A 23,124-nucleotide genomic window follows, 5' to 3' on the forward strand; every position below is an offset into this window, starting at 1 on the left:
TTTTTGGTTTGACTTTCGTGTTGCTTCAGCAGATTCCATTTGTATACAAAAAGGTTCGGGCTATGGAAAACCGATTTGGGTCAGATAAATGTTTTTGCTGAGATATATGAACCAAAAGAAATTTTTAGCGAAAACGAACTTTCTCGTATTTCTCAATTAGCTCTTGGAACTGGGTGTAGATTATCGCCGGAGATGGACATACTGAGAGATAAGCAAAGATGGCCTGCATCTATGAGTAGATAGATGTTAACAATACCCCTGCCGGGCCAGCGAAGGGGTTATCACGGCAGAGGTGAAAAAGCTGCGATGAATCGTCTAAGCAGGGCTTTTGAACTTCTGATTGAATCTGCTATGCAAAAGAATATGAAACAAAACGGAAAAACTGTGTATGGCTCCTGATTTTTTTTAACTTAGTTTGTAAACGTTACGTTTATTATAAAAAAGCCTGCTACGAATTAGTAGCTTTCTATTAATTACCCCCTTTATAGCTCTTCATTCTTTTTAGGTGATACCTCACTGATATGCTGTCAAACCATATGTGATTTCTTCCTGCTCTTTTTCATTATTTTGGTGCAGTTTCGTTTCAGAACTGTTTTGGGATGAAAATCTATTTTTCGGATGGCTAACGAATTTTCGCACGTTGTCCAGCCCCGAACGTGTCAAATTGTGTGCTGCTATATTTGATAATCGTTGCATTGAACGGATGAACGCTCCAAAACTATTTCGGACAAATCGCACATACCGGGGATCTCCATATTTATTTATCAAATCTGTACATTTCACCGCCAACTCTGGATAACGATCTTGGCATAAAGTCCGAATTTCATTCAATGCATCCGTAATCGGTTCTCTATATGCATCCAGCTTATTTTTCTCAACAAGTTTTTTTGAAATCTTTTGCAGCACATGAATTTGAGATTCCCGGCCCTTTCGAGAAAACCGGCCTGCACTCTGTGAAGAAGATAACGTATCGTCGGGCATGCGACGATAGTATGCAGCACCTTTTTTTGTGATCCTCAGCTCAACTCCATCAACAAGAGCACGCATCATCAGGTCTCCGTCCTGGTTAACAGTTACTTCAGTGTCCCACCCCCTGTTTTTTGATAGGCGGTACGCGACCATAAAACCGAACAGGGCGGATGGTATCTTCCTGTTATCCATCCACTTAGATAATTCTTTTCATTTTTTAAAGGGAGGCACGACCTCGGTCGCTTAATCCACTTGCCATCAACCTTTTCCATGCGAAACCAGGGACAGACAATAATTCCATCCTCATTTTTTTCAAGTTCATTTACAAGACTATCCAATACTCCTGGACCCAAAACATCGTCCGCATCAAAAAACATCAGGGCATCACCTGAAGCATAATCAGCCCCAAGATTTCGTGCCTTTGGCGCTCCTCCACCCCCTGATGATAATACCGTTACAGCCTCCCCAAAACTCTGTGCAATCTCCGTGCTCCTGTCAGTAGACCCATCATCTACCACGATAATCTCTTCCGGCGGGCGCGATTGTTCCAACAATGAGCCAAATGGCCTGTCCAATAAAATCCTCCTCGTTGTAGCACGGAATAATGACAGATACTTTCACTTCCACTCACATATTTTTAAAGAATTTTCTGAACGGCAGACTCTACCACGCTTGGATCTATCCATCAAATCTTTCTTTAATGGGTGAACATCTCCAATTCCATCAGCATCAAGAATCCAGTAATGATGCCCATCGCTGAGGCAAGCGCATAGAAATTCGGATTGGGAAAACTGAGATCGGCAATTTCCACTACATGGGTCCCGGGCGACAGAAAAATAACGTTGGTGATTGCAGCGCCATGAGGGGCCACTACAATTTCAGCCTGCTGCATGGTTTCTATCTGGTTCTGAAAAACTGAGTTCTTCCATAAATACTTTCTCAAATCCCAACTTTTCAAGCAGCGGCCAAATATCGTTCTCGTTTACAAGCTGCCGGCGCTTAGCTTTTGCCCTGCTGATATATATTCTGCGATGGGAAGTTTCTTCGGATGTACAAAAAACATCCCGCACAGACCTTAACAATTCGGGCCGGAACCGGTCGGTTTCAAGTACGGTGAGTTCTATTACTTTCAAGGGGCGCGTGTAATCGAGTGTGCGAAACTCATCCGGGTTAATTCCCAGCATCTCAAGTGAACTATCGATAACAGGAGTTCTCAAACTCAGGAGGTGGAAGAATAACATTCTCCAGCTCTCCTCTATTCTTAAGGAAAATCAGTTTTGGCAGATGCGATGTGATCCAGTGGGAGTGATTGCGAAACACCCGTTCCAGGATCCAGGTTGCCTTATCTGCCTTATCAGAAGATTTCGCCGATCGAAGCACCTCAATATTCCATGGCCTCAACGTGATCTGATCCATTTCAAGAGATCTCTCATCCTCATTTAAAATGGTAACCCAGAACTGGCTGTCGTTCGGATTTATACAGGGAACCACAGTACAATCAGGCATTGTGGCCATAAATGTTTCACCGCTGGTCCGTTCCGGAACATCCCAAAAGAGTATCCCCACCATCCGCGATCCCTCGGAAGATCATTACGATTTTGATATTACAGGGAAGCGGATTCTTTACGCTCTCCGTTTCATGAATCGTTTTATACAACTTATTTAATTTCGAATTTTGTTTTCGGTCCAGATACTGATGCACCGTTTCTTTTTCAATCCAGCGGTAACCAAACCAATATGGGGAGAGCAAGCCTTCCCGTAAAGCTTTACTCGCTATTCTCTTGAACAACTTTTTCAAATTCAAAAAATCAGTTTAATCATGCAGATTGTTCATCAATGTGAATCAATAGAGATATTTAAATGAGTTCATTTTATTATTCATACAAAGACAAATGACTCTCAAATTAAAACACCTTCTATCAAAATAACAACTTATTATTAATCCTTAATTCTTTGACATACATCATCTACTTTAAACATATGATCTATAATGTTACAAAAAATCCTCAAGACGCCCTTTCATCTGTTGCGATTGGACCTTATCCGCCGGAAGGTAGATCAAGACTTAAGAAGGTGGAAATACGATCACGGACGTCACTTCGAGATACCTGAGCAACAATTCTCACTTAAAGGGGATGGCTATCAGTTCCATGGGCAGTATCAGCCCGAAAAGGCCAGCTCGAATACCGAAGGCTTATCACCGTTTATGAAAGCATCAAAGCGAATGGTTACGACCGCAGACTTGGTCATGCCGGCCTTCTGATTATGAAGTGCAAAAAATCGTATCGATATCTCTCTTCAGGAAACGGAAATCACCGAACGCAGCTATATCAGCTTTAGGGGAAGAAACAATCCCCGCTATTTTTGAACAATTTTATATTTTAGATATTAATACGGTAGCTTATTGGCCACAGGTTCAGCAGGGTACATGGTCTTTTGAGCAAGCTAAATCTTATTTCAATCATCTGTTTGATTTCGATAGCCGTACCTGGGCCCAGAAGCAGGGCCTCCTTAAGTCATAAATTAAACAAGAGCAAAAAAACACTTTATAACATATTACTAAAGAACTAAACAGAAGTCTAAGGATTGTCCATAATGCACAGGCCCATTTAAATGCAAACTATCTTAACACTATCAATACTCATATTATTACAGATAACAGCAGGTATTTCACCTGCGGCAGCTCAACGTTCTTTAGGTTCTTCAGAAAACGTCTCAATGATTTATGATGAACAACCTAACATTGAATCTGATCAAATATCATACAGATTCTTTACCCATTTTAACAGAGGATCCGACATTATTCCTTTTTGGTTTTATGCAAATACCCACGGATTGCTGCGCCCCGGAAGTAAAGTTAACTCGATAAGTGGTATTGCTCTTAACACACCTATTACTTCCAATGATTCATCATTTGACATCAGACTGGGCACGACTCTTGTAAATCGCATTTCTGATCTTAGTAACACCATTCATTTTCAACAACTATTTGGTGAGGTTCAATATCGATTTGCTAAATTAAAAATCGGGCGGTTTTACCGTATGAATGATTTTGATAAGTCTATTGAGGGTCTTACAACCGGATTTATGGTTGAAAGCCATAATGCCATACCATATCCGCGCATAAGCATAGAAACCGATGGTTTTACTCCCATACCCGGAACGGGTAAGCATCTTCAGCTGCGACTACATTACTCCGATGGAATTTTAGAGAGCGATCGATTTATTTCCTCACCCTATATTCATCACAAATCGCTTCAGTTAAGATATGATTTTAATAGGCTCTCTATACAACTCGGAATTTTTCATAGCGTGATGTGGGCAGGAAAAGATAAAGAGCTTGGGCAACTCCCCCGAAGCTTTAAAGATTATCTGAGAGTCGTCTTTTCCCGTTCTGGTAATGAAGAAAGTAACGCTCCATACAGCGACCAACTGAATCGCCTCGGGAATTCAATTGGTGTATATGAATTTGGGTTCACTTACCATGCTCAAAATTTCAAACTCTTAGGTTACCGGCATCTCTTTCTTGAAGATGAACTGTCTGTCAAATTGCAAAGTCCATGGGACGGAATTTGGGGAATAGGAATTGTTAATGAAAAAGAAAACCGTCTGATAAACAGTGTTGTCTATGAGCACCTAAATAGTATTCAGCAGGAATCACAGAATAACCTGGCCCAGGGTCGTGCCAATTTTTATAACAATGGCATTTACAAGGATGGATGGACATATAAAGGCCGTTTAATGGGTAATCCTTTATTTACCTATAATCCAGACCAAAGAGAAGTGGTCAATAATATAATGATTGCCCACCATCTCGGAATAAAAGGACATCTAACAGAACGGATCTCATATCACACGATGATTACATACAGCCGAAATTACGGTGTATGTCAGGATCAAATCATTTCAGGCCGGTGCAGCATTTTGCCGGGAGACCGGGTTCCCGACGACCTCGAACTACGACCCAGAAGTGAACTTCGAAAGGATCGAATATCCGGCATCTTGAGACTTCAATTTCTTCTGTTGCCTGACCAGAATCTTTATATGCATTCCAGTTTTGCCGCTGATGGCGGAGATTTTTGGCAAAACCGTTACGGTTTCATGCTGGGGATTTCAATATCAGGTTAAAAATCTCATTAATCCCAAATCTGTTCATTGGAATACAGTGGTATTAGAACGAGATCTTTCTGAAACTTGGTGGTGTGAGGTGTTTAACCTATGGATGATTACTTCTCAATTATGAAAAAATCATTACTCCACAGGTTGTTTACTATACGCATCCAAGTAGTATTGATATGCTCTCTCTAAACCCTCTTTAAACATAACCTTCGGTTTGTATCCCAGCAATTCCCTGGCTTTACTGATATCCGCCAGCGAATGCTTGACATCACCAGGTCGTTCCGGACCATACTTTACATCCAGTGATTTTCCGCTGACTTTCTCCAGGATTTCCACCATATCGTTTAGTGTTGTTCGATCTCCACAGGCTATGTTATATATTTGATTTAGAGCTTTTTTGTTCTCTGTAGAAAGTGCCCTGTCATTCGCCAGAACGGCATTGTCGACATAGGTAAAATCGCGGCTTGTTTTTCCATCACCGTTAATAGTAGGAGGAATTCCGTCGATGTAGGCTTTGCAAAAGATAGGTATAACTGCAGCGTAAGGATTATCCGGATTTTGCCGTTTACCGAAAATGTTAAAATAGCGAAGTCCAATATAATCCAGACCATATGTTTGACTGAATACATCTGCATATTGCTCGATAGATACTTTGCTTACCGCATATGGGCTCAGCGGTTTCCCAATTCTGTCTTCAACCTTGGGTAACTCTTTACTGTCACCATAGGTACTCGAACTGCAAGCCAAAACGATTCGCTCAACATTTTTTTCTACGGCAGCATGCATCATATTAACCGTGCCAAGTATATTTACTTCCGTCGTACGCATGGGATTTTCAATCGACCGTGGCACCGACCCAAGAGCTGCCTGGTGGGTAATCTTGTCTATTCCCTCACAAGTTTTCAGACAAGTTTGGTAGTTACAAATATCTCCTTTTACAAATTCAAACTTCGGGTGGTTTTCAAACTCCCTGATGTTGTCGTAATATCCATTGCTTAAATCATCCAGTATCCGGACAAGAGTTATCCTTTCATCTTCCAAAAAGTGCTCTACAAGGTTAGATCCGATGAACCCCGCCCCACCCGTAATTAATAATTTCATGCAAATTTTTTCTGTAATTTCATATTACTGTCATTCAAACTTGCCCTGTGGAATACGATTTGAGCCTCTTTTTTAAAAACATGTTTCCATAATGAGTTTTCAAGTATTTTTCTCGTCTTAGGGCATCTTTTTGATTCAGGCAACCTTCAAAGTAAATCAGCTTCAACGGTCTTCTATTTTTTGTAGAGTCTACCTCCCCTTTCTCATGCTGCTCAAATCGTGATCGTAAATTTTCTGTATATCCAGTATAATGATTTCCATCTTTCAAACTTTCTAGTATGTAAACATAAAAAAACTTCATTTAGTAAAATTTTCGATCATTCCACGGGGTGAACCCCGCACCGCCTGTAATTAATAATTTCATGCAAATTTTTTCTGTAATTTCATATTACTGCCATTCAAACTTGCCCTGTGGAATACGATTTGAGCCTCTTTTTTAAAAACATCTATTTTTAATTCTGTCAACAGTTGAGCTATCTCAAGACAGAGGAAGTGTGATTTATAATTAAAACCAACCATTTTTCTATAACTGTTATTTTATGTGTCACCAAACTGCTAAAAGGCCACAAGGAAGAAGAGGAATTTACTCAATTTTAAAATCGTATCGCAGCGGAAATAATAACAGCTTTTATATTAAAAGTGTGTAAAATAAGAATTAAAAATTTCAATTCTAACTTTCTGCTAAGGCAAGAAACATCCTTTCAATTGGCAACTGAAAGTGTCAATATTATTATGTTGTATAATCAGAACGCTATATCAGTTATCTCTCAATCTTTCGATGAGTAATAGAGAAGTAGCAATTGCACCAAGAGTAGTTCCTACAACCTGAACATAATCCCTGAGTGACGGCTTTCGTTTGAGCTGAACTGTTACTATATCATTATTCTCTAAAGTAAATTCATACATTTCAACAGGTTCAGGATCATGGTATCTATATCTGAAATAGGCGACCTCCATTGCTTCTTGATTATCATTCAAGTCTTGACACTTTTATTTCAAGATTTACAGCTGACCAATCTAATTCTGTTTCCCTACCTCGTAATGTATTATATCCTCTTGCATATGAAATCATTTCAACAACATTTGTCCCTTCAGGAATAAGATATCTGCCAGCCGTATTTATGTCCCCCCATACGTTAACAGAATCAACCAATTGACCAAATTCTGCAACACGGATAAAACTATCGCCTCCAGCCTGTTGCTGGGCTGATAAGTCAGGTGTTTTAATAAATACGAACATTACTGAAATAAGAAGCAGTAAAAAGATTTTATACATGTTAAGATTCTTCATAAATAGTTAAGAAAAAGTGTATTCTCTTGAGGATAATTATTAAATATCAAACATAGGATTTATACCCTTCATACATTGATTTATAATACCCTGAGCTGTAATGACCTGCAGGATCTTTATCCGGCTCAAATCCATTGAGGACCATACCGCAAACATTCGCATTAATTCTCCTTAATTCATCCAGTGTATGCTCGTAAACCTGCTTATTTGTTTTGCGATATTTAGCAACCATTACAGTTGCATCGGCATTTTTAAGTAAAGAGGTTGAATCACTTATAATACCAAAAGGTGGCGTATCCAATATAATGACGTCAAATATTGATTCCGTTTTCTTTAAAAAAGACCCAAAATTTTTGTCATTCACAAGGGAATCAGGCCTATCAGTTTTCGACCCTGAGGTTACTACCTTAAGATATTTATTATCGGAACTTTGAATTACCTCTGAAGCCGAAGCCTGCCCTCTAATAAGATCACTAATGCCTCTTTCGTTTGAAAGCCCAAAAAGAGTATGAACCCGTGGCCTTCTGAAATCTGCATCAATTATCAATGTTTTGTAACCCTCTTCGGCAAATGCCAAAGCTAAATTACTTGCAATTGATGTTTTACCTTCACCTTTTTCGGAACTGGTAATGGCAATTGTTTTTGGGACATTATCAGCATTTTGAAAGATTATATTATTCTTTAATCGTCGAATAGACTCAGATACAATATTTGATCTATCTCTAAAAAGTACCATTTCATTTGGAACATCCCCATTCCCAACTTCATATTTAGCCAGGCCACTTCCATTGTTTACTGAAATTTTCTTAAAAGCAGGTATAGCAGCCAACATTGGAATATCATGTGATTTGATAGTCCCGATGCTTGATATTGAATTATCAAAGAATTCTCTTACCACAATTACAAATCCAGCCAGCATTCCTGATAGCACAATTCCCATCATAAGTATCAAAATTTTATTCGGACTAATTGGAGCACCGGGAACTGTTGCAAGATCTATAATTCTGCCATTGCCGTACTGAGTCTCTTTCCAGGTTGACATATCCGCATAACGTCTGGAAACATCCAGATAAAGCTGCTCCTGCATTTCAAGGTCTCTCTGTAGCTGTGCCAGTTGTGTCATCTCAGCCGGTAATTCCTGAAAACTTTCCTCTGCTTCCGCTTTTCTTTCTTGCAGTACATCGATTCTCGATTCGTACTGACTTTTTTGCAATCTTAATTCTACAAGCCGGGTTTGAATTTCAGTAACCATACGGGTACGTTCTGCGCTTTCCATACCCATATATTCATCTTGTTCAGAAAAAATTTCTTCGGAGAGTTTAGATATTTCATTTTTCAGATTTTCAATTTGTTCATCTAAACGCTTAAGCTGTGTAGGTGTTTCCTCTCGTTGTCTAACATTCGGATAGTTTTGCAATATTAAATAGCGTTCCCGCTCATACTCATTAAGCAATTCCTGGCGGCTCTGTATACGAGGTGCAACCGCATCAGAAAAATCATTCACTAATCCCGGCCTGATCCGTTCCAGCTCTTCCTCCTGATTTTTAATTGCCATCTCTGTGGCTTCCAGTTCCAGCTGTACCTCTTCGAGTTCTGCTTGAATTTGTTCTCTCCTGTTTACAGCGGATGATGCCTGGTTATTAACTGCAACAATTCCCGTTCTATCCATAAAATTCTTTAACTCCTGCTCGGCCTCTTCAAGATTCTCTTTCAACCTTGCTCTCTCTTTCTCCAGAAAATCCGTTGTGGATTCAGCATCCTTTCTGTTTTGAATCGTTGACTCTTCTACATAAACATTCATCGCACTATTTACAATAGTAGCCGTCTCAACCGGAGATGAGCTTGTAAAACTCATTTCAAGAACATCCGAATCTCTATTTACAAGCTGTATTTTTAAGCCACTTCTGATTGAGTTCGCAACTGCGTCCAATTCTTTTTTTTCTACTGACCCATCCTCCTTTTCTCTCCAGAAAGTGGGTAAATCACTGATATCAGTATCTTCGTCTTCAGATAAGCTTCTTGCGACTTGCCGGGCGAAAGAGTGCGATTGCATCACCTGCATCTCATTTGCAAGTGTGGCATCCCCCCCTCCGGTTGTTTGATTAATAATTCTTGATAATTCATTATCCCTTTGTTGATCAGGTGAACTTACGAGTATGGTACCCCTGCTCTCATATGTAGGCTCGATTGTATCAGCATAAAACCAAGCCGCAGTTCCACCCGCAATCAAAAACAAAAGTATTAGCCACTTGTATCGGAAAATTGTAAATACAATTGTTTTTGGATCCAGGCCACCTGATTGATCTTGTTTTGGCAAAGAAAAAGTAGACAGATTCTCCTGCCTGTTTTGGTTTTTGCCATTATTATTTATTTGAAGTGACTGTGACATTTTATCCTCTTACTCTATTTTATATCCCGTGAACTGAAGAACTACTTCTATTGTCAGCTTATTAAAATATTTGAATTTATATATTTCGAAATTCCGATAATGATTTATAGTTCCTGATTTGATATTTACCTTACACCCTATATGGTTATGTTATCAAACAACAATTAAAATAATATATCCTTTACAGACTTTGCATTTCTACCATTTCCTTAAACTTACCACTCTTTTCTAAGGTAAGATCATCATATGAACCATGTTCAATGACTTTTCCTTCATCCAACACATAAATCTTATCAGAATTTTTAATTGTAGATAGCCTGTGGGCAATAATAACAACGGTCATCGACCCTTTTAAATTATCAATACTTTGTTGTATATACTTCTCCGAATCTGAATCAAGTGCGCTTGTTGCTTCGTCCAAAATTAACAGGTTCGGATCTTTAAACAGCTCTCGTGCAATAAACAGTCGTTGCCGCTGCCCCCCGGATAACCGGATCCCCCTATCTCCTACCATTGTATGAAATCCATTGGGCAAACTCTCTATAAAATCAAGTGCATATGCTTTTTCCGCAGCTTCATGAACTTTACGCTGAACCTCAGGATCATTTTCGTAGTCTCCTTTCCAGAGATTTATATTATTGGCGATTGAGTCATCAAAAACAACGGTTTCCTGTGAAACATACCCAATTTGAGAACGCCACGATTTTTTATCAATCTCATCATCGGCAATACCATCAATATAAATTTTACCGACTCGGGGCCGGAGCATCAGCGTTAACATATCAATAAGTGTGGATTTGCCCGCACCTGATTCTCCGACAAACGCCACCGTCTTATTCACCGGAATCTCCAGATTTATCTCTTTCAATACATCACCATCTTCCTGATCATAGCAAAATGAAATATTATCAAAAACAATATTCTTACTAAATCTTCCAACAGTGGTTTTACCATCAGGCTCCTGCTCGGCTTTCACAGCATTAAATTCATTCATAACCATTTCTATTGAACCGGCATTGTTAATAGTTGACTGCCACTGCGACTGAATTCCAATGATTTGCTGCATTCCCCTGTGAAATAGAATGAGAGCCACGAATATTGGTGCTATCGGCGCATCGAATACTGAAACCTGAACAATGATGATAAATAAAAGAAATATTACAGACACAGGTTCTTGAATAGCACTGGTGAAAGAGCCGGCCATCCCTCTTTTATATTGATAAATAGCTAATTTTTTAATGCTACCAAATATTCCGTTCTTCAGAAACCCCATCTCCGCAGTTGAAGCGAGATATTTAAATCCCTGCAGAGATTGAACCAAGAACTTATTCAATTCACCGGACTCTGCAGACGCTTTTCTCGATAGATCTTTTACAAATTCATTCAGCCAGCGGAAGAGAAACAGAACCACTATTCCAACGACTAACGCCATCAGGGCAAACTTCCAGGCAAGTAAAAAAGCAACCAAAAGATACGCTGATGACATGATCAACTTAGAAAGAAAATTTTTAAAGTAACCGAATGATTGAATAAATTGACCTATTTGACCAGTAAGAATATTTATAAAATGGCCTGTATTTCTTTCCAAATAGTAGTTATAATCCATTGTGCTGTAGGCATTAAACATCTTTCCTTTAATTTCTACCATCAGCCGGGATTTCAGGTAACTGAAGTAGGCGCCTTCTCCAAACATAAGCAACCCCTTACCAACAAAAACTGCACCAATAAAAAGCAGTATACCCACCATTGAGTCGCCGATACCGATAAAATCAAGCATAACCTGTAACGCAACCGCAACTGTGCTCATTTCTTTATCCGAATTTCCGGCATCTGCCGACTCAATTAGTGGAAGAATCAGAGTAATTCCCAGGCCTTCAGCAAGTGCTACAGCAGCGGTTAAGAAGAAAACGATATAAACTCTTCTCCCGATAAACTTTCGATAGGCTGAAAAAAAGTATTTAATTGTTGATAATACTGACAATGGTTTTCTTTGTTAGGTTAATAATGAAATTAAAAGTAATGATTAGACAAGTGACCAAAAATTAAATTCTTCAGAAGTTTGAATCCAATTCAATAAATAAATTATACGTAACTTATACTTTTTCTAACCTTTACCAATCGTCGTCTATTTAGATTATATTCGATTTAGGAAGTGTTCTCTATATCAATTTTATAATTCATACAAGGTGGTTAGTGCACAGTATAAATCGAGCGCTCATATCTACTTGTTTCACTTATTCAAATAACCAATTTAACAGTTGTGTTAAAGCATCATAATTCAAATAAATCGGTTTGAGTATCTATATTTGAGAATTACCAATATACACAACGCTTATAATTATCTAACTACCAAATTGGATAATCGTTCCAAATCATAATTATATCAATGGACTCAAAATTAAATTTCTTACTTCCTATTTACTTAATATTTATTATCGCTGTTTTTACATCTTGCATAAATTCAACAAATAGCGAGGAAGATATATCAGATTCACTTGACCCTGTAGAAGATGTAACGGCTATAACAGGTGCTGAAAACTCATCTATAATTGTTAATAGAGGATCCGACTCCTATTTCGTAATTCAATTCAGCCAAATCCAAAATAATGAAATAATTGAAAATGGCTACGAAGGAGAAGGCTGGTGCATTGACTGGCAGGTGGCAATTGATTCAGATAATGGAACCTACGACAACATCCAACTCTACTCTACATTCAATGTAGAAAAATGGAATCCACTGAATTACTTTTTCAATATTGTTGATGATCTGAAATCAGCTGACCCTGAATTGACATATCGTGAATTTCAGGTTGTGATCTGGTCTCTCCGCGGATTTCCGGAGTTCAATCTCGAGGCTATTCCAAATGAAAACCTCCCTAGCCGAATGAGAACAAATGGAGAAATCAACTTCAGTAGAGACAAAGTGAATACAATTCTTGAAATTGTGGAAGGGGGATATGAAGATTTTGAATTTGTTGAAGGAACTCGATTTGCAGTAATTGCCGAGACACCTTCCGATGTTCAGACGGTAATTACAGTTGTAGAGTAGATTTCTCATCCTCAAAATTTTATTTAAATCACCAGAAAAAAGCCCATTGATTTTTCAAAACGGGCTATTTCTTTATCCACTCCATAACCGTCTAATGCTTCTCAAGCATAAGATTGCGATCCACAAACGGTTTATGTCTATCCAGTCCACCACTATCATACAACTTCTGAATTTTTTCAACAATTCTAACCGAAGTCTTTCCATCCCATTTTTGAGGCGTTGTTCCTTTTTTCCAATTCCCGCTCATTAAATGATTAAGTGCCGGTTTCACCGCTTCAGGGTTTGTCCCAATCAACTCATTAGTTCCTTCGGTAACCGTCTCAGGCCTCTCTGTATTATCGCGAAGGGTTAAACAGGGAATTCCAAGTACAGTCGTTTCTTCCGTAATGCCACCGGAATCTGTTATAACAGCCCGAGCGTGCTTAATAAGATATATGAATTCAAGATACCCCAGTGGTTCTGTATAAATTATATTCTTGTGCGCTATTCCAAGATCATCCAGTATCTTTTTTGTTCGCGGATGCACAGGAAATACAATCTTTTCACTACCGACACCTTCAGCAATGTTATCTATAAGTTCTTTGAGCTTGTGTTCCTCATCAACATTTGCAGGCCGATGAAGCGTCATTACAAAATATCGGCCTTCTTTTAATGATTTTTCATCATACATCGGTGGTTTTCGAAGCTTCCCAAGGTTTCCCAGTAGCGTATCAATCATCGTGTTGCCAACAAAAAAGATTCGATCACCATCTACTCCTTCACTTCTCAGATTTTTATTTGCTATCTCTGAAGTGGTAAAAAAGTAATCGGTTATGCTATCAGTTGCCACACGGTTTATTTCCTCAGGCATCGTCCAGTCACGCGATCGGATTCCTCCTTCTACGTGTGCAACCCGAACACCCATTTTTTTCGCCGTAATAGAACAAGCCATAGTCGAGGTTACATCCCCTACTACAATGCAAAGAGTTGATAGCCTATCTTTCAAAACTTCTTCATAGCGGGTCATTATTCTTCCCGTCTGCTCGGATTGAGTTCCGGACCCCGATTCAAGATTCATGTGAGGTTCAGGAATGCCAAGCTGCTCGAAAAAAGCACCGCTCATGTTTCTGTCATAGTGCTGACCCGTATGTATAAGCCGGTATTCAAGAAACTTATCGGACTCTTTTTCCAATTCTGATTCTCTGTTTACACGTTCCATCTCTTTTATGATTGGCGCAATTTTCATAAAGTTTGGCCGCGCACCGGCAATAATATCAATTAACATGCTATATGATTTGATCTTTTCTCTTTACCCATTTCAATTTTTCAAAACAGATGTTAAATAATTTTGTTGAAAATACTACTTGTTCTTATCGGGTTAAAGTATATCTCAATTAAATATGATTATAGTTGATTCATGATTTGAATTAAGAGTATTCTTACATTGTATTTACTGGTTGAGGTTGTTTTGAAGAGTGTCCCCCCGAGCCGGCGGATAGAGGGATATAGGGTGAGTCTGGAGAAAAAACCTAAATTATTTAAGCTGCTTCAGGCAGAGTAAACCTTTTTGGACAGCCTCACTGTTTCAAAATTTTTAATCCAACTGGTAAACGCGTTGTAATTCTATATTTTTACATTTCATCTATTTATGAACCCATATTCCCCAAACAAAATCATCCCGCCCGAAGCTCTGCTGGATGCCTACAGCAAAGGTATTTTTCCGATGAGCGACTCCCGGAATGATTCGTCTGTGAACTGGTATTCGGCCCGGGAGCGTGGAATCATTCCGATGGGTAATTTTCATGTATCAAGTAATGTACAGCGAATAATCCGTCAAGGTCGGTTTTCGTGCCGCATTAACACCCGGTTTCGCGATGTGATGAAACAGTGTGCAAACCGTAAATCTACCTGGATCTCTGATGTGATTATCAATTCATTTGATGTACTTCATATGGCCGGACACGCGCATTCCGTAGAAATGTATGATTCAGATGATAACCTTGCGGGCGGTCTTTATGGCGTTTCACTTGGATCGGCTTTTTTTGGCGAATCGATGTTCAAAAATCAGAAAGAGGCCGACAAGGTAGCGCTTTGGCACTGCCACCGAATCCTTGAAAAGAATAGGTTTGAGCTTTGGGACACCCAGTTCTACACCGAGCATCTCGCTCAGTTTGGATGCGTTGAGATTTCATCAGAAGAGTACAACAGGCGATTGGAAAAGGCGCTACAGAAAAATACAGTTTTTGGGGATTAAATTCTCTGATTGTAGATTTTTACAACAATTCTTCAGTTCACCAAACCTAAATCACTATTTTTCACTCTCTTCCTCATCATCTCCCTCCTCAATATCAATAATCTCTCCTTCAACCTCATACTCATCGCGGGACTCTTGGTTTTGTTCAGAATCAGATGTCCCGTTTTCTCGCTTTTCAACCATCACCTGTACGTCATTGGCAAACATCACAAACATGGTAAGTGCTGATATAAACGGTGCCATTACCGTAAAGAGTGCCGTTCCTGCAACGCCAAACGTTAAATGGGTTTGAAAAAGGACCCGCCCTTCTTTGTTTTTAATGATTAAGCTACGGGCATTTCCTTCTCTGATTAGCTTTCTAACTTCACGCACAATCTCATCAACTGTGCCGGTAACTTCTTCAAATAAAGTTTTCTCGCCGGATTTCATATCTCGTGGGATTAATTTTTTTCGGGAAATATTGTAAGGTTTTATCCATTTCATGCTCATACTACGAAAGAGGATTAACAAAGATTCAAAACCATGCTTTCAAAAGTTTATTGTGCCTCCACCATTGGTGTTGATGCCCGTCTCATAGAAGTTGAAGTAAATATGAGCGGCGGTGTTCCGAAATATTATCTCGTTGGACTGCCCGACCGGGCCGTGAGTGAATCAAAAGACAGGATTGATGCGGCCTTGAAAAATGCCGGGGCACACTTTCCCCGCGGACGTATTACCGTGAACCTGGCACCCGCCGATCTCCCAAAAGAAGGGAGCGCATTTGACCTCCCGATTGCCCTGAGCCTGCTGGCCGTGTCTGATCAGATTAATATCGAGAAACTTTCACGCTCACTCGTACTGGGTGAACTGGCACTTGATGGTAATTTGCGTGCGGTAAAAGGTGTTCTGCCTATCGCTGTTGAGGCTCGCAACAGAGATCTTGACTACCTGATTGTACCTAAAGCCAACGGCCCGGAAGCCGGGGTCGTCGACGGCATTAAAGTCATGGCGTTTGAAAACCTGGAGCAGGTGATGCAGTGGTTTGATGATGAATCCACCCATTCACCCATTCAGATCGACCCCAAAACTCTATTTCATCAAAACGGAGAGCAAGAGATTCTCGATTTTGTTGATGTTCGCGGACAGGAGAATGTAAAACGTGCGCTTGAAGTGTCCGCGGCCGGCGGTCATAATGTGATTATGGTAGGGCCTCCAGGGTCGGGTAAAACGATGATGGCACGCCGGCTCCCAACCATTCTTCCGCCTCTTACCCTTGATGAAGCCCTGGAAACAACAAAGATCCACTCGGTTGCAGGTCTGCTCTCGAATGGACGTGCGCTGGTTACGAACAGGCCGTTTAGAAGTCCGCATCATACGGTTTCTGATGTGGCTCTCGTGGGAGGCGGCAGCATCCCAATGCCGGGAGAAATATCAATGGCGCATAACGGCGTGCTGTTTCTTGATGAGCTTCCGGAATTTAAGCGAAGCGCCCTGGAAGTGATGCGGCAGCCGCTTGAAGACGGATTCGTTAGCATTTCAAGAGCGCGTATGAGCGTCAGCTACCCCAGCCGAATCATGCTGGTTGCCTCGATGAATCCCTCTCCCACCGGCGACTGGTTTGATCCGGACGATCCCGAAGGCGCAACCAATATTCAAATGCATCGATATCTCGGAAAAATTAGCGGCCCGCTGCTGGATCGTATTGATCTGCATATAGATGTGGACAAGGTGAGCTATGAAGAACTCTCGTCGAAAGCGAAAGGGGAAAGCTCGAACGACATTCGGGAACGTGTTATTGGGGCAAGAGATATTCAGGATCACCGGTTCATGGGCATCAAAGGTGTTTACTGCAATGCCCAGATGAATACAAAGCTGGCACGAAAAATATGTCCGCTGGATGATAGCAGTCAACAAATGCTGAAGCGGGCAATGAACTCATTGGGGCTGTCAGCAAGGGCCTATGATCGCATTTTAAAAGTCTCACGCACAATTGCCGATCTCGACCGCTCCGAATCGATTCGTTCTCATCACATATCAGAAGCTATTCAATACAGAAGCCTTGATCGGGATGGGTGGTTGGGGTAAATCTAATTCAAAATCAAAACAAACCCTTAACTAAAGTTCGTAAATGTTTTAGCGGCGATTGTTTCACCGGATGAATTCGCTTCATCCGGTGAATTTCTTGACCCGTGTATTAACCGATAAGTACGCAACGTAATTACAATTAATTAGTTTAGAAGAACTAATGCAAAGTTTGGTAACTACATGTAATGTATCAACAATCGTCCCTATAAATTCTTCTAATTTACGCTTTTCGAACATTCACCGATAAGAGAATAAGAGCCGAAGCTTGAGAACGGCTTTTGAACTAAATCGTATTCGGAACTACAGTCGGAACAAACCCATATTACAGGAGTTGATACTACCATGGAGAATGAAACCTCATATAGAAAAACCAACTGGGACTGGGTATTTACGCTACCCTTTATCTTGATGCTGATCTACCTGCTTCTGTAGTTTTTTGGCGGTACATTTGTATCGACCGGATTCTTCAACAATCTGATACCCCCCTATTTCTCCTTTTTTGAGACACTGAGAATAAGAACGGCTCTATGTTGATATGTATGTGTGTAAACCTTGGAAAGTGATTGTGGCATGGGCAATGTTTTGTCGGGATTACGCCCTTACAGGGCTTTCTTTTTTGACCGGTGCATCTGACATAGCGCGCTGCACTATGTTGTTGACTTTGCCCACTTTGGGGCAAGTAAGTTTGGGGCTGTCCAAAAAGTGAATTAACACATAAACAAGCTTAAATAATTTAGTCGTTAAATCCCTCTCTATTCGATAGAGAGGGAAATAGGGTGAGTACAAATAAAGAACCTAAATTATTTAAGTGGCGCACGAAGTAAAAGACCCTTTTGGACAGCCTTACGATTTTAATGTCATGTATTGCGCATACAAATCAACATGGAGCTATAAGAAAACTGCTATGGGCTTAGTTAAATTTTAGGATTGATGGTTTCATTTCGAAGCTCCCCTCCCTATCAAGTCCCTTTAGAGCGCAGGGCTAGTCCGGCCCTCGACGGAAGGAGGACGGGGGTGGGTCAGTAGGATGAGTAGCTTTAATAAGCCTATATACCAATGAACTTATTTTCAAATTCCCTAATCTACATCCTATCCAACACCCAGTTTGGCGTCAGTTTCAGCAGCCATGCAACAAACCGCCACCGCCGGGTTACATACGAATGGGCTTTCTTCTTCTCGATATCTTTAAGCATCTGCTTCACCGCTTTGTCGGTCTCTCCCACCCAAAACATCCCCTTTTTGCCTTCCGTCATTTCACTTTTTACGAATCCGGGCTTCACGTCTGTAATGGTGATATCCTCTTTCATTTTGTTGCAGCGCTGACGGTACGCCTGCATGTAAGTTGAGATAAACGCTTTCGACGAGCTATACGGTGCGGCACGTGATGACCCAAAAAGTGACGCAATTGATGATACGCCCACAATTTGCCCGTACCCCTGTTTCTTGAAATACTGAAAGGCTTCCCCGAACATTTGCACAAAACCACTCACATTCACGTCGATTATTTTTTGCTCCATCGCAGTTATAGATGATGCCGGATAATTCGAGATACCGGCATTCAGGACAATGATATCCATGCCGCCCATATTTTCAATCAAATCGTGAAGTTGCTGTTTTGATTTAGCGTGATCAGTCACATCCATTGGCGCAAAATAGAAGTAGTTACCCAGCTCTTTTTTCAAGTCCTCGAGCCGTTCAAGCCGACGTCCTGTTCCGCCAACATGATACTCTTTGTTAACACACTGCCGGGCAAGCTCTTCTCCAATTCCGGATGTAGCGCCAATAATTATTATCTTCTTAGACATCGTGATCTAAATTGAAAATTAAAACTCTTTTGTTCGGTCCATTGCATCTTATTCACCTTACCTGCATTATTCACAAAAAATTGTAGATAAGTCTTATCATCAAGTCTATCAGTGAGATACATCAAGCTAAGATTAAATTTTATTCAACGTATTGTTACACACTGCGAACTTTAGCTGTGGGCTGCGTTGTCTTTAAAATGGTTTACTCAACGTCCGTCAGCCGACGGACGTTTCCGCCACCATTTTCCAGACGCCTTGCCCACAACCAAATTTCTTGGTGAATAATGCAGGCTTAAAACCTGACCCAACCATTCGGATCTATTCGGTCTTTGAACACATCAGGATGAAATATTTCAGCCAGAATTTCAACGGATTCTTTAATCCGCGGGCCGGGTCGATTAAAATAATGGTTTCCATCCAAAAGATAGACCTCGTTTTGCCGTACTGATGTTAAATCTTGCCATGATTCTTTTTCAGTAATAGAAGTCATTTCCTCCTTTGTTTTTGATATCCCAAATCCGCACGGCACAATCAAAAGAACATCCGGGTCGCACGCCACAACATCTTCCCACAATTGCCAGGGAGAGTGTTTGCCTGCTGTTGCAAGATGAGGGACTCCACCGGCAATCTCAATCATTTCAGGCATCCAGTTGCCGCCGGTCATCAGCGGCTCAATCCATTCAATAGCTACGACATCAGGTGCCGGTAGTTGCGCCGTTACAGATCGAATCTCATCAAACCTGCTTTGGATACTCCCTGCAAGCTCTTCGCCTCTTTGGCGAACTCCAAGGGTATCAGCAACATCAATAAATGACTGACATACTCCCTCAAGATCGGTGGGTGAGACTGACACAACCTCTGTCGTTTGGCCAAGCGCCTGCTTTACCGCGCTGCTTAGATCATCTTGCGTTACAGCGCAAACCTCGCAATGATCCTGTGTGAGGATGATATCGGGATTAAGGTCTATGAGCGTGTCATCATCCACATCATAAATAGAAAGTGCTTTTTGAAGCAGCCCGGTCACAGATCTGTGTATCTCACCGCTTTCAGAATCAGGTGTATGAGGATAGCCGGGCGATGTTAAGACTGGAAGATCGGTAACAGATTTTGGAAAATCACACTCATGAGATCTCCCCACAAGCCGATCCTGTAGGCCAAGTTTACAAACAAGTTCCGTTAACCCCGGTAGCAGGGATACGATTTTCCGGGGCGATTTTTGATCAGATGCAGCCGTGGTGTCTCAGGCTTGGATGGTTGTAAGTTCCGGGGCTTTATATTTCAAATATTCGTACCCGCCAAACAGGACACCGCAGTAGATAAGATTACCCGCTATTGTATAATGAAAGAACGGAATCGCTGCTGTATAGCACATAATTAACCCCTCGAGTGTCAACGGGTAAAGCGCACTGCCGAGCCAGACGCCAAAGTTACTTACAATAAAGAAAATAACTGATCCTCCAAGTGCGCCACCAATCACCCGTGGGAAGGTAACTTTTTTTAATAGTAAAATGCCCAGGATTACGATCATCGCAAAGGCGCCGTAAATGTAGAAGAAGCCACCTGTGAAGAATGTAAATCCATCGTAATAGGCCGCATACATGACGTTGTTCAGAACGAGATCACTCAGCCAAAGAGCCAGTATGGGAACAATAAATGCCCATTTTTTCTTTGGAAAATAAGCGGCACCGAACAGTGCAATAGCTCCAAGCGGCGTAAAATTATAGGCGTGCGGTAACAATCGCGCCAGAGCCGCAAACAGTATGAAACCGGTAATGATGTAAAATGCGTTCTTCTTCATAGGTAGATATTGCTTTGAATTCAGATTTAAAAATAACAGTTTTCTGTCAAAAGTGTGAAGGTCATCTTCAATTTAAATCATAGCTTCCCCAAACCTTTAAACTTTACCTTTAGTTGCAGCTGAGGCCTATCACCTTGCGGAAACGAACGGAGAAAGAGAGTGCGCAGAAGGATCTCCCTTTTCGGGCACCATTGATCACGAGGCTTTAAATTGATTTATTCAATCCCTGGGAGATGTCTCGACTCCATTCGTCGCGTTGCTCCTTATTGCGCTCGACATGACAGGGGCGCGCGGGAGAAGAGCGGCGGGCACTACACTTTTCCTGATGAAAGATGCAATCATATCAGAAACAATCATATAATTTACCTGAGATTGAGTTACTTTTTCTGTTTTTTCAACCCTACCTTCGTGTGTTAGATGCAATATGAACTATACCAAACACGACCGTATATTTCCCTGCGTATAATATCGTTCACCGGTTTTGAAGTGAAGCCTGTCGAGCGCTGCTTTATGCTTTTAGTTGCCACTTAAATATTCAAATAACCATGCCAAAAAATTCAGACCTCTCCTCCCAGCGGGATCAGATTGATAAAATAGATCGTCAGATTCTCGATTTACTGAAAGAACGTAACAAAGTGTCGCGCGAGGTAATCGAATATAAAATCGACAACCAGCTGCCGGTATTTGTTGCCGAACGGGAAGAGGAGAAAAGCGTGAAATTCCGCAGCATGGCGGAGGAGAGGGATTTAGATCCTGACTGGGCCGAGGATTTTCTTCGAATGATTATGTCGGCTTCAAGGGCAACGCAATCCACTCATACTTTCCCACGGGCAACTCAGGAGCCAAAGCATATTCTGTTTGTCGGCGGTGATGGAGGCATGGGATCTCTCTACCGGAAAGTAGCCGATCAGAGCGGACATCACACCTACAGTATTGACAAAGGAAACTGGTTTGAACTTGAGGAGATGGCTCCGAAACTGGACCTGGCGATCGTGACGGTTCCCATCAACCTGACCGTAGCCGTTATTGAACGGCTCACCAATAAGCTGGATAACAAAACAATACTGGCCGATTTTACCAGTAATAAAACGGGACCACTTGAAGCAATGCTCGATTCACATCCCGGACCGGTGATTGGCTTGCACCCGATGCACGGCCCGGATGTGCCCAACCTGTCGAAGCAGCTAATGGTGGTGTGTGAAGGACGAGATCCTGAAGCGAGCCAATGGTTTCGGGAACAGTGCAGGCTCTGGGGTATGCGCGTGATTGAGGCAGATCCGGAGAATCATGATCACGTGATGAACCTGGTGCAGGGTCTTCGCCACTTCGTAGCTCTTTTGCACGGCTCATTTATGAAAGAGTACGATCTCGATCCGCATCAAATGCTGGATTATTCGAGCCCGGTGTACCGCGCTGAGCTGATGATGACCGGCCGGATTTTTGCCCAGGATGCCGAACTCTATGCCGATATCGTATTTGCAAATAAAGAGCGCCGGGAACTTCTCGTTACATTTTTCAAACACCACGAACGGCTGATATCAATGGTCGAGAATGACGATAAAAAAGGCTTTGTGAGAGAATTCGAAGCAGTCACCGATTTCTTTGGACGCTTCGCTACCCAGGCTTTGAAAGAGAGCGGATACCTGATTAACCGGTTGGCAGATCGATTTTCGTGAGCTTAGATATGGTCACGAGTCTTGAGATTTGAGTCATGAGTCTTGAGACACAACTCATGACTCAAGACTCACATCTCATATCTAATTCATCATCCATATCGTGCCGTTTAGCACGGTTGCAAACGCCACCCACAAGATGTAAGGGACCATCAGCCAGCCGGCTATTCTGTCTTGTTTATAGAAAAGCCACGTCGTTGCTATAATTGCCGACAGCAGCATGATAATCTCAATGAACGCGAGTCCGGGGTTTTGGGCGTTAAAGAAAAGCTGCGACCATAGTCCGTTCAGAAAGAGCTGAATTCCGAAGAGCGACAATTCTTTCTTGCCATCGCCGAAACCGAGACGCCGCCATACGCGCCACGCAGCAAAGGCCATCATGGTGTAGAGCGCTGTCCACACCGGCCCGAACAGCCATCCAGGTGGATTCCAATCCGGTTTATTCAACTGATCATACCATTCAGACGAAGCAATACCGGGCGATACCTGGGCTCCGGTCCAGGCTACACCAAAGCAGAGGAACAGTAACAGAAGCAATATAACAGCAGATTTAAACGGGGCTGTTGATTTTTTATTCATAATGTAACGTGGGCAAATTTTTTTATTAAAGCTTAAATGGATCAAATTTTCAGC

22 protein-coding genes are annotated in these 23,124 nt (G+C 41.4%); 5 read left to right on the plus strand and 17 right to left on the minus strand.

Translation table 11 applies throughout. The annotated features are described in order from the left end of the window. Positions 1–513: 513 nt before the first annotated feature. From U5K35_RS12200 to U5K35_RS12220, 5 genes are all read right to left on the minus strand, one after another. A complete protein-coding gene (locus tag U5K35_RS12200; protein ID WP_322571772.1) occupies positions 514–1,161 on the minus strand; it encodes a hypothetical protein in 648 nt (215 codons plus the stop codon). Further along, complete coding sequence (locus tag U5K35_RS12205) at positions 1,074–1,544, minus strand: glycosyltransferase family A protein (RefSeq protein ID WP_322571773.1); 471 nt, start codon at positions 1,542–1,544, stop codon at positions 1,074–1,076. The genes U5K35_RS12200 and U5K35_RS12205 overlap by 88 nt, the downstream gene beginning before the upstream one ends. A gap of 122 nt (positions 1,545–1,666) precedes the next feature. Continuing rightward, a complete protein-coding gene (locus U5K35_RS12210; protein WP_322571774.1) occupies positions 1,667–1,861 on the minus strand; it encodes a glycosyltransferase 61 family protein in 195 nt (64 codons plus the stop codon). Further along, complete coding sequence (locus U5K35_RS12215; protein ID WP_322571775.1) at positions 1,848–2,186, minus strand: glycosyltransferase family 61 protein; 339 nt, start codon at positions 2,184–2,186, stop codon at positions 1,848–1,850. The genes U5K35_RS12210 and U5K35_RS12215 overlap by 14 nt, the downstream gene beginning before the upstream one ends. Beyond that, a complete protein-coding gene (locus tag U5K35_RS12220; RefSeq protein WP_322571776.1) occupies positions 2,164–2,538 on the minus strand; it encodes a hypothetical protein in 375 nt (124 codons plus the stop codon). The genes U5K35_RS12215 and U5K35_RS12220 overlap by 23 nt, the downstream gene beginning before the upstream one ends. A 1,044-nt stretch (positions 2,539–3,582) precedes the next feature. Here U5K35_RS12220 and U5K35_RS12225 point away from each other — a divergent pair. Continuing rightward, on the plus strand, positions 3,583–5,097 hold the full coding sequence (locus U5K35_RS12225) for a capsule assembly Wzi family protein (RefSeq protein WP_322571777.1): 1,515 nt from the start codon (positions 3,583–3,585) through the stop codon (positions 5,095–5,097). Positions 5,098–5,220: 123 nt separating this feature from the next. Here the strand turns inward: U5K35_RS12225 and U5K35_RS12230 are convergent, their stop codons facing one another. The 6 genes from U5K35_RS12230 to U5K35_RS12250 form a co-directional block, all read right to left on the minus strand. Next, a complete protein-coding gene (locus tag U5K35_RS12230) occupies positions 5,221–6,189 on the minus strand; it encodes an SDR family oxidoreductase (protein WP_322571778.1) in 969 nt (322 codons plus the stop codon). A gap of 34 nt (positions 6,190–6,223) precedes the next feature. After that, positions 6,224–6,490 carry a GIY-YIG nuclease family protein gene (locus U5K35_RS19735; protein WP_416221633.1) on the minus strand — a complete coding sequence of 89 codons (267 nt, stop codon included), beginning with the start codon at positions 6,488–6,490 and terminating at the stop codon, positions 6,224–6,226. A gap of 455 nt (positions 6,491–6,945) precedes the next feature. Next, positions 6,946–7,167 carry a hypothetical protein gene (locus tag U5K35_RS12235; protein WP_322571779.1) on the minus strand — a complete coding sequence of 74 codons (222 nt, stop codon included), beginning with the start codon at positions 7,165–7,167 and terminating at the stop codon, positions 6,946–6,948. Continuing rightward, entirely contained in the window at positions 7,160–7,480 is a 321-nt protein-coding gene (locus U5K35_RS12240) for a hypothetical protein (protein ID WP_322571780.1), read from the minus strand. Before U5K35_RS12240 ends, U5K35_RS12235 begins: the two co-directional genes overlap by 8 nt. A gap of 46 nt (positions 7,481–7,526) precedes the next feature. Then, positions 7,527–9,869, minus strand: a complete 2,343-nt coding sequence (locus tag U5K35_RS12245; protein ID WP_322571781.1) for a GumC family protein — start codon at positions 9,867–9,869, stop codon at positions 7,527–7,529. Between the two features lie 181 nt (positions 9,870–10,050). After that, on the minus strand, positions 10,051–11,850 hold the full coding sequence (locus U5K35_RS12250) for an ABC transporter ATP-binding protein (RefSeq protein WP_322571782.1): 1,800 nt from the start codon (positions 11,848–11,850) through the stop codon (positions 10,051–10,053). Between the two features lie 405 nt (positions 11,851–12,255). Between U5K35_RS12250 and U5K35_RS12255 the strand changes: the two genes are divergently transcribed. Continuing rightward, positions 12,256–12,918, plus strand: coding sequence for a hypothetical protein (locus tag U5K35_RS12255; protein WP_322571783.1), 663 nt, complete (start codon positions 12,256–12,258; stop codon positions 12,916–12,918). Positions 12,919–13,009: 91 nt separating this feature from the next. Here the strand turns inward: U5K35_RS12255 and wecB are convergent, their stop codons facing one another. Beyond that, a complete protein-coding gene (wecB, locus tag U5K35_RS12260) occupies positions 13,010–14,182 on the minus strand; it encodes a non-hydrolyzing UDP-N-acetylglucosamine 2-epimerase (RefSeq protein ID WP_322571784.1) in 1,173 nt (390 codons plus the stop codon). A 363-nt stretch (positions 14,183–14,545) separates the two neighbouring features. Between wecB and aat the strand changes: the two genes are divergently transcribed. Beyond that, positions 14,546–15,151, plus strand: coding sequence for a leucyl/phenylalanyl-tRNA--protein transferase (gene aat, locus U5K35_RS12265; RefSeq protein WP_322571785.1), 606 nt, complete (start codon positions 14,546–14,548; stop codon positions 15,149–15,151). 54 nt (positions 15,152–15,205) lie between these two features. Here aat and U5K35_RS12270 read toward each other — a convergent pair whose 3' ends face one another. After that, on the minus strand, positions 15,206–15,580 hold the full coding sequence (locus tag U5K35_RS12270) for a DUF4342 domain-containing protein (RefSeq protein WP_322571786.1): 375 nt from the start codon (positions 15,578–15,580) through the stop codon (positions 15,206–15,208). 93 nt (positions 15,581–15,673) lie between these two features. Here U5K35_RS12270 and U5K35_RS12275 point away from each other — a divergent pair, with 93 nt between their 5' ends. Further along, positions 15,674–17,215 (plus strand): YifB family Mg chelatase-like AAA ATPase, encoded by a 1,542-nt coding sequence (locus U5K35_RS12275; RefSeq protein WP_322571787.1) that lies wholly within the window; start codon positions 15,674–15,676, stop codon positions 17,213–17,215. A gap of 1,082 nt (positions 17,216–18,297) precedes the next feature. On the opposite strand, the gene U5K35_RS12280 is transcribed toward U5K35_RS12275, so the two are convergent. The 3 genes from U5K35_RS12280 to U5K35_RS12290 all read right to left on the minus strand — a co-directional run bounded on the left by U5K35_RS12280 (position 18,298) and on the right by U5K35_RS12290 (position 20,818). Further along, positions 18,298–19,020 carry an SDR family NAD(P)-dependent oxidoreductase gene (locus U5K35_RS12280; RefSeq protein ID WP_322571788.1) on the minus strand — a complete coding sequence of 241 codons (723 nt, stop codon included), beginning with the start codon at positions 19,018–19,020 and terminating at the stop codon, positions 18,298–18,300. A gap of 292 nt (positions 19,021–19,312) precedes the next feature. Continuing rightward, positions 19,313–20,221, minus strand: a complete 909-nt coding sequence (locus U5K35_RS12285) for a cobalamin-binding protein (protein ID WP_322572670.1) — start codon at positions 20,219–20,221, stop codon at positions 19,313–19,315. Between the two features lie 39 nt (positions 20,222–20,260). Further along, positions 20,261–20,818, minus strand: coding sequence for a DUF6580 family putative transport protein (locus tag U5K35_RS12290; protein ID WP_322571789.1), 558 nt, complete (start codon positions 20,816–20,818; stop codon positions 20,261–20,263). Positions 20,819–21,363: 545 nt separating this feature from the next. Here U5K35_RS12290 and tyrA point away from each other — a divergent pair. Further along, positions 21,364–22,494, plus strand: a complete 1,131-nt coding sequence (gene tyrA / locus U5K35_RS12295; RefSeq protein WP_322571790.1) for a bifunctional chorismate mutase/prephenate dehydrogenase — start codon at positions 21,364–21,366, stop codon at positions 22,492–22,494. Between the two features lie 81 nt (positions 22,495–22,575). Here tyrA and U5K35_RS12300 read toward each other — a convergent pair whose 3' ends face one another. Next, positions 22,576–23,070 (minus strand): TspO/MBR family protein, encoded by a 495-nt coding sequence (locus U5K35_RS12300; RefSeq protein WP_322571791.1) that lies wholly within the window; start codon positions 23,068–23,070, stop codon positions 22,576–22,578. Positions 23,071–23,124 lie beyond the last annotated feature (54 nt).

Origin of the sequence: Rhodohalobacter sp. (assembly GCF_034521535.1) — a bacterium.
Taxonomy (GTDB): domain Bacteria; phylum Bacteroidota; class Rhodothermia; order Balneolales; family Balneolaceae; genus Rhodohalobacter.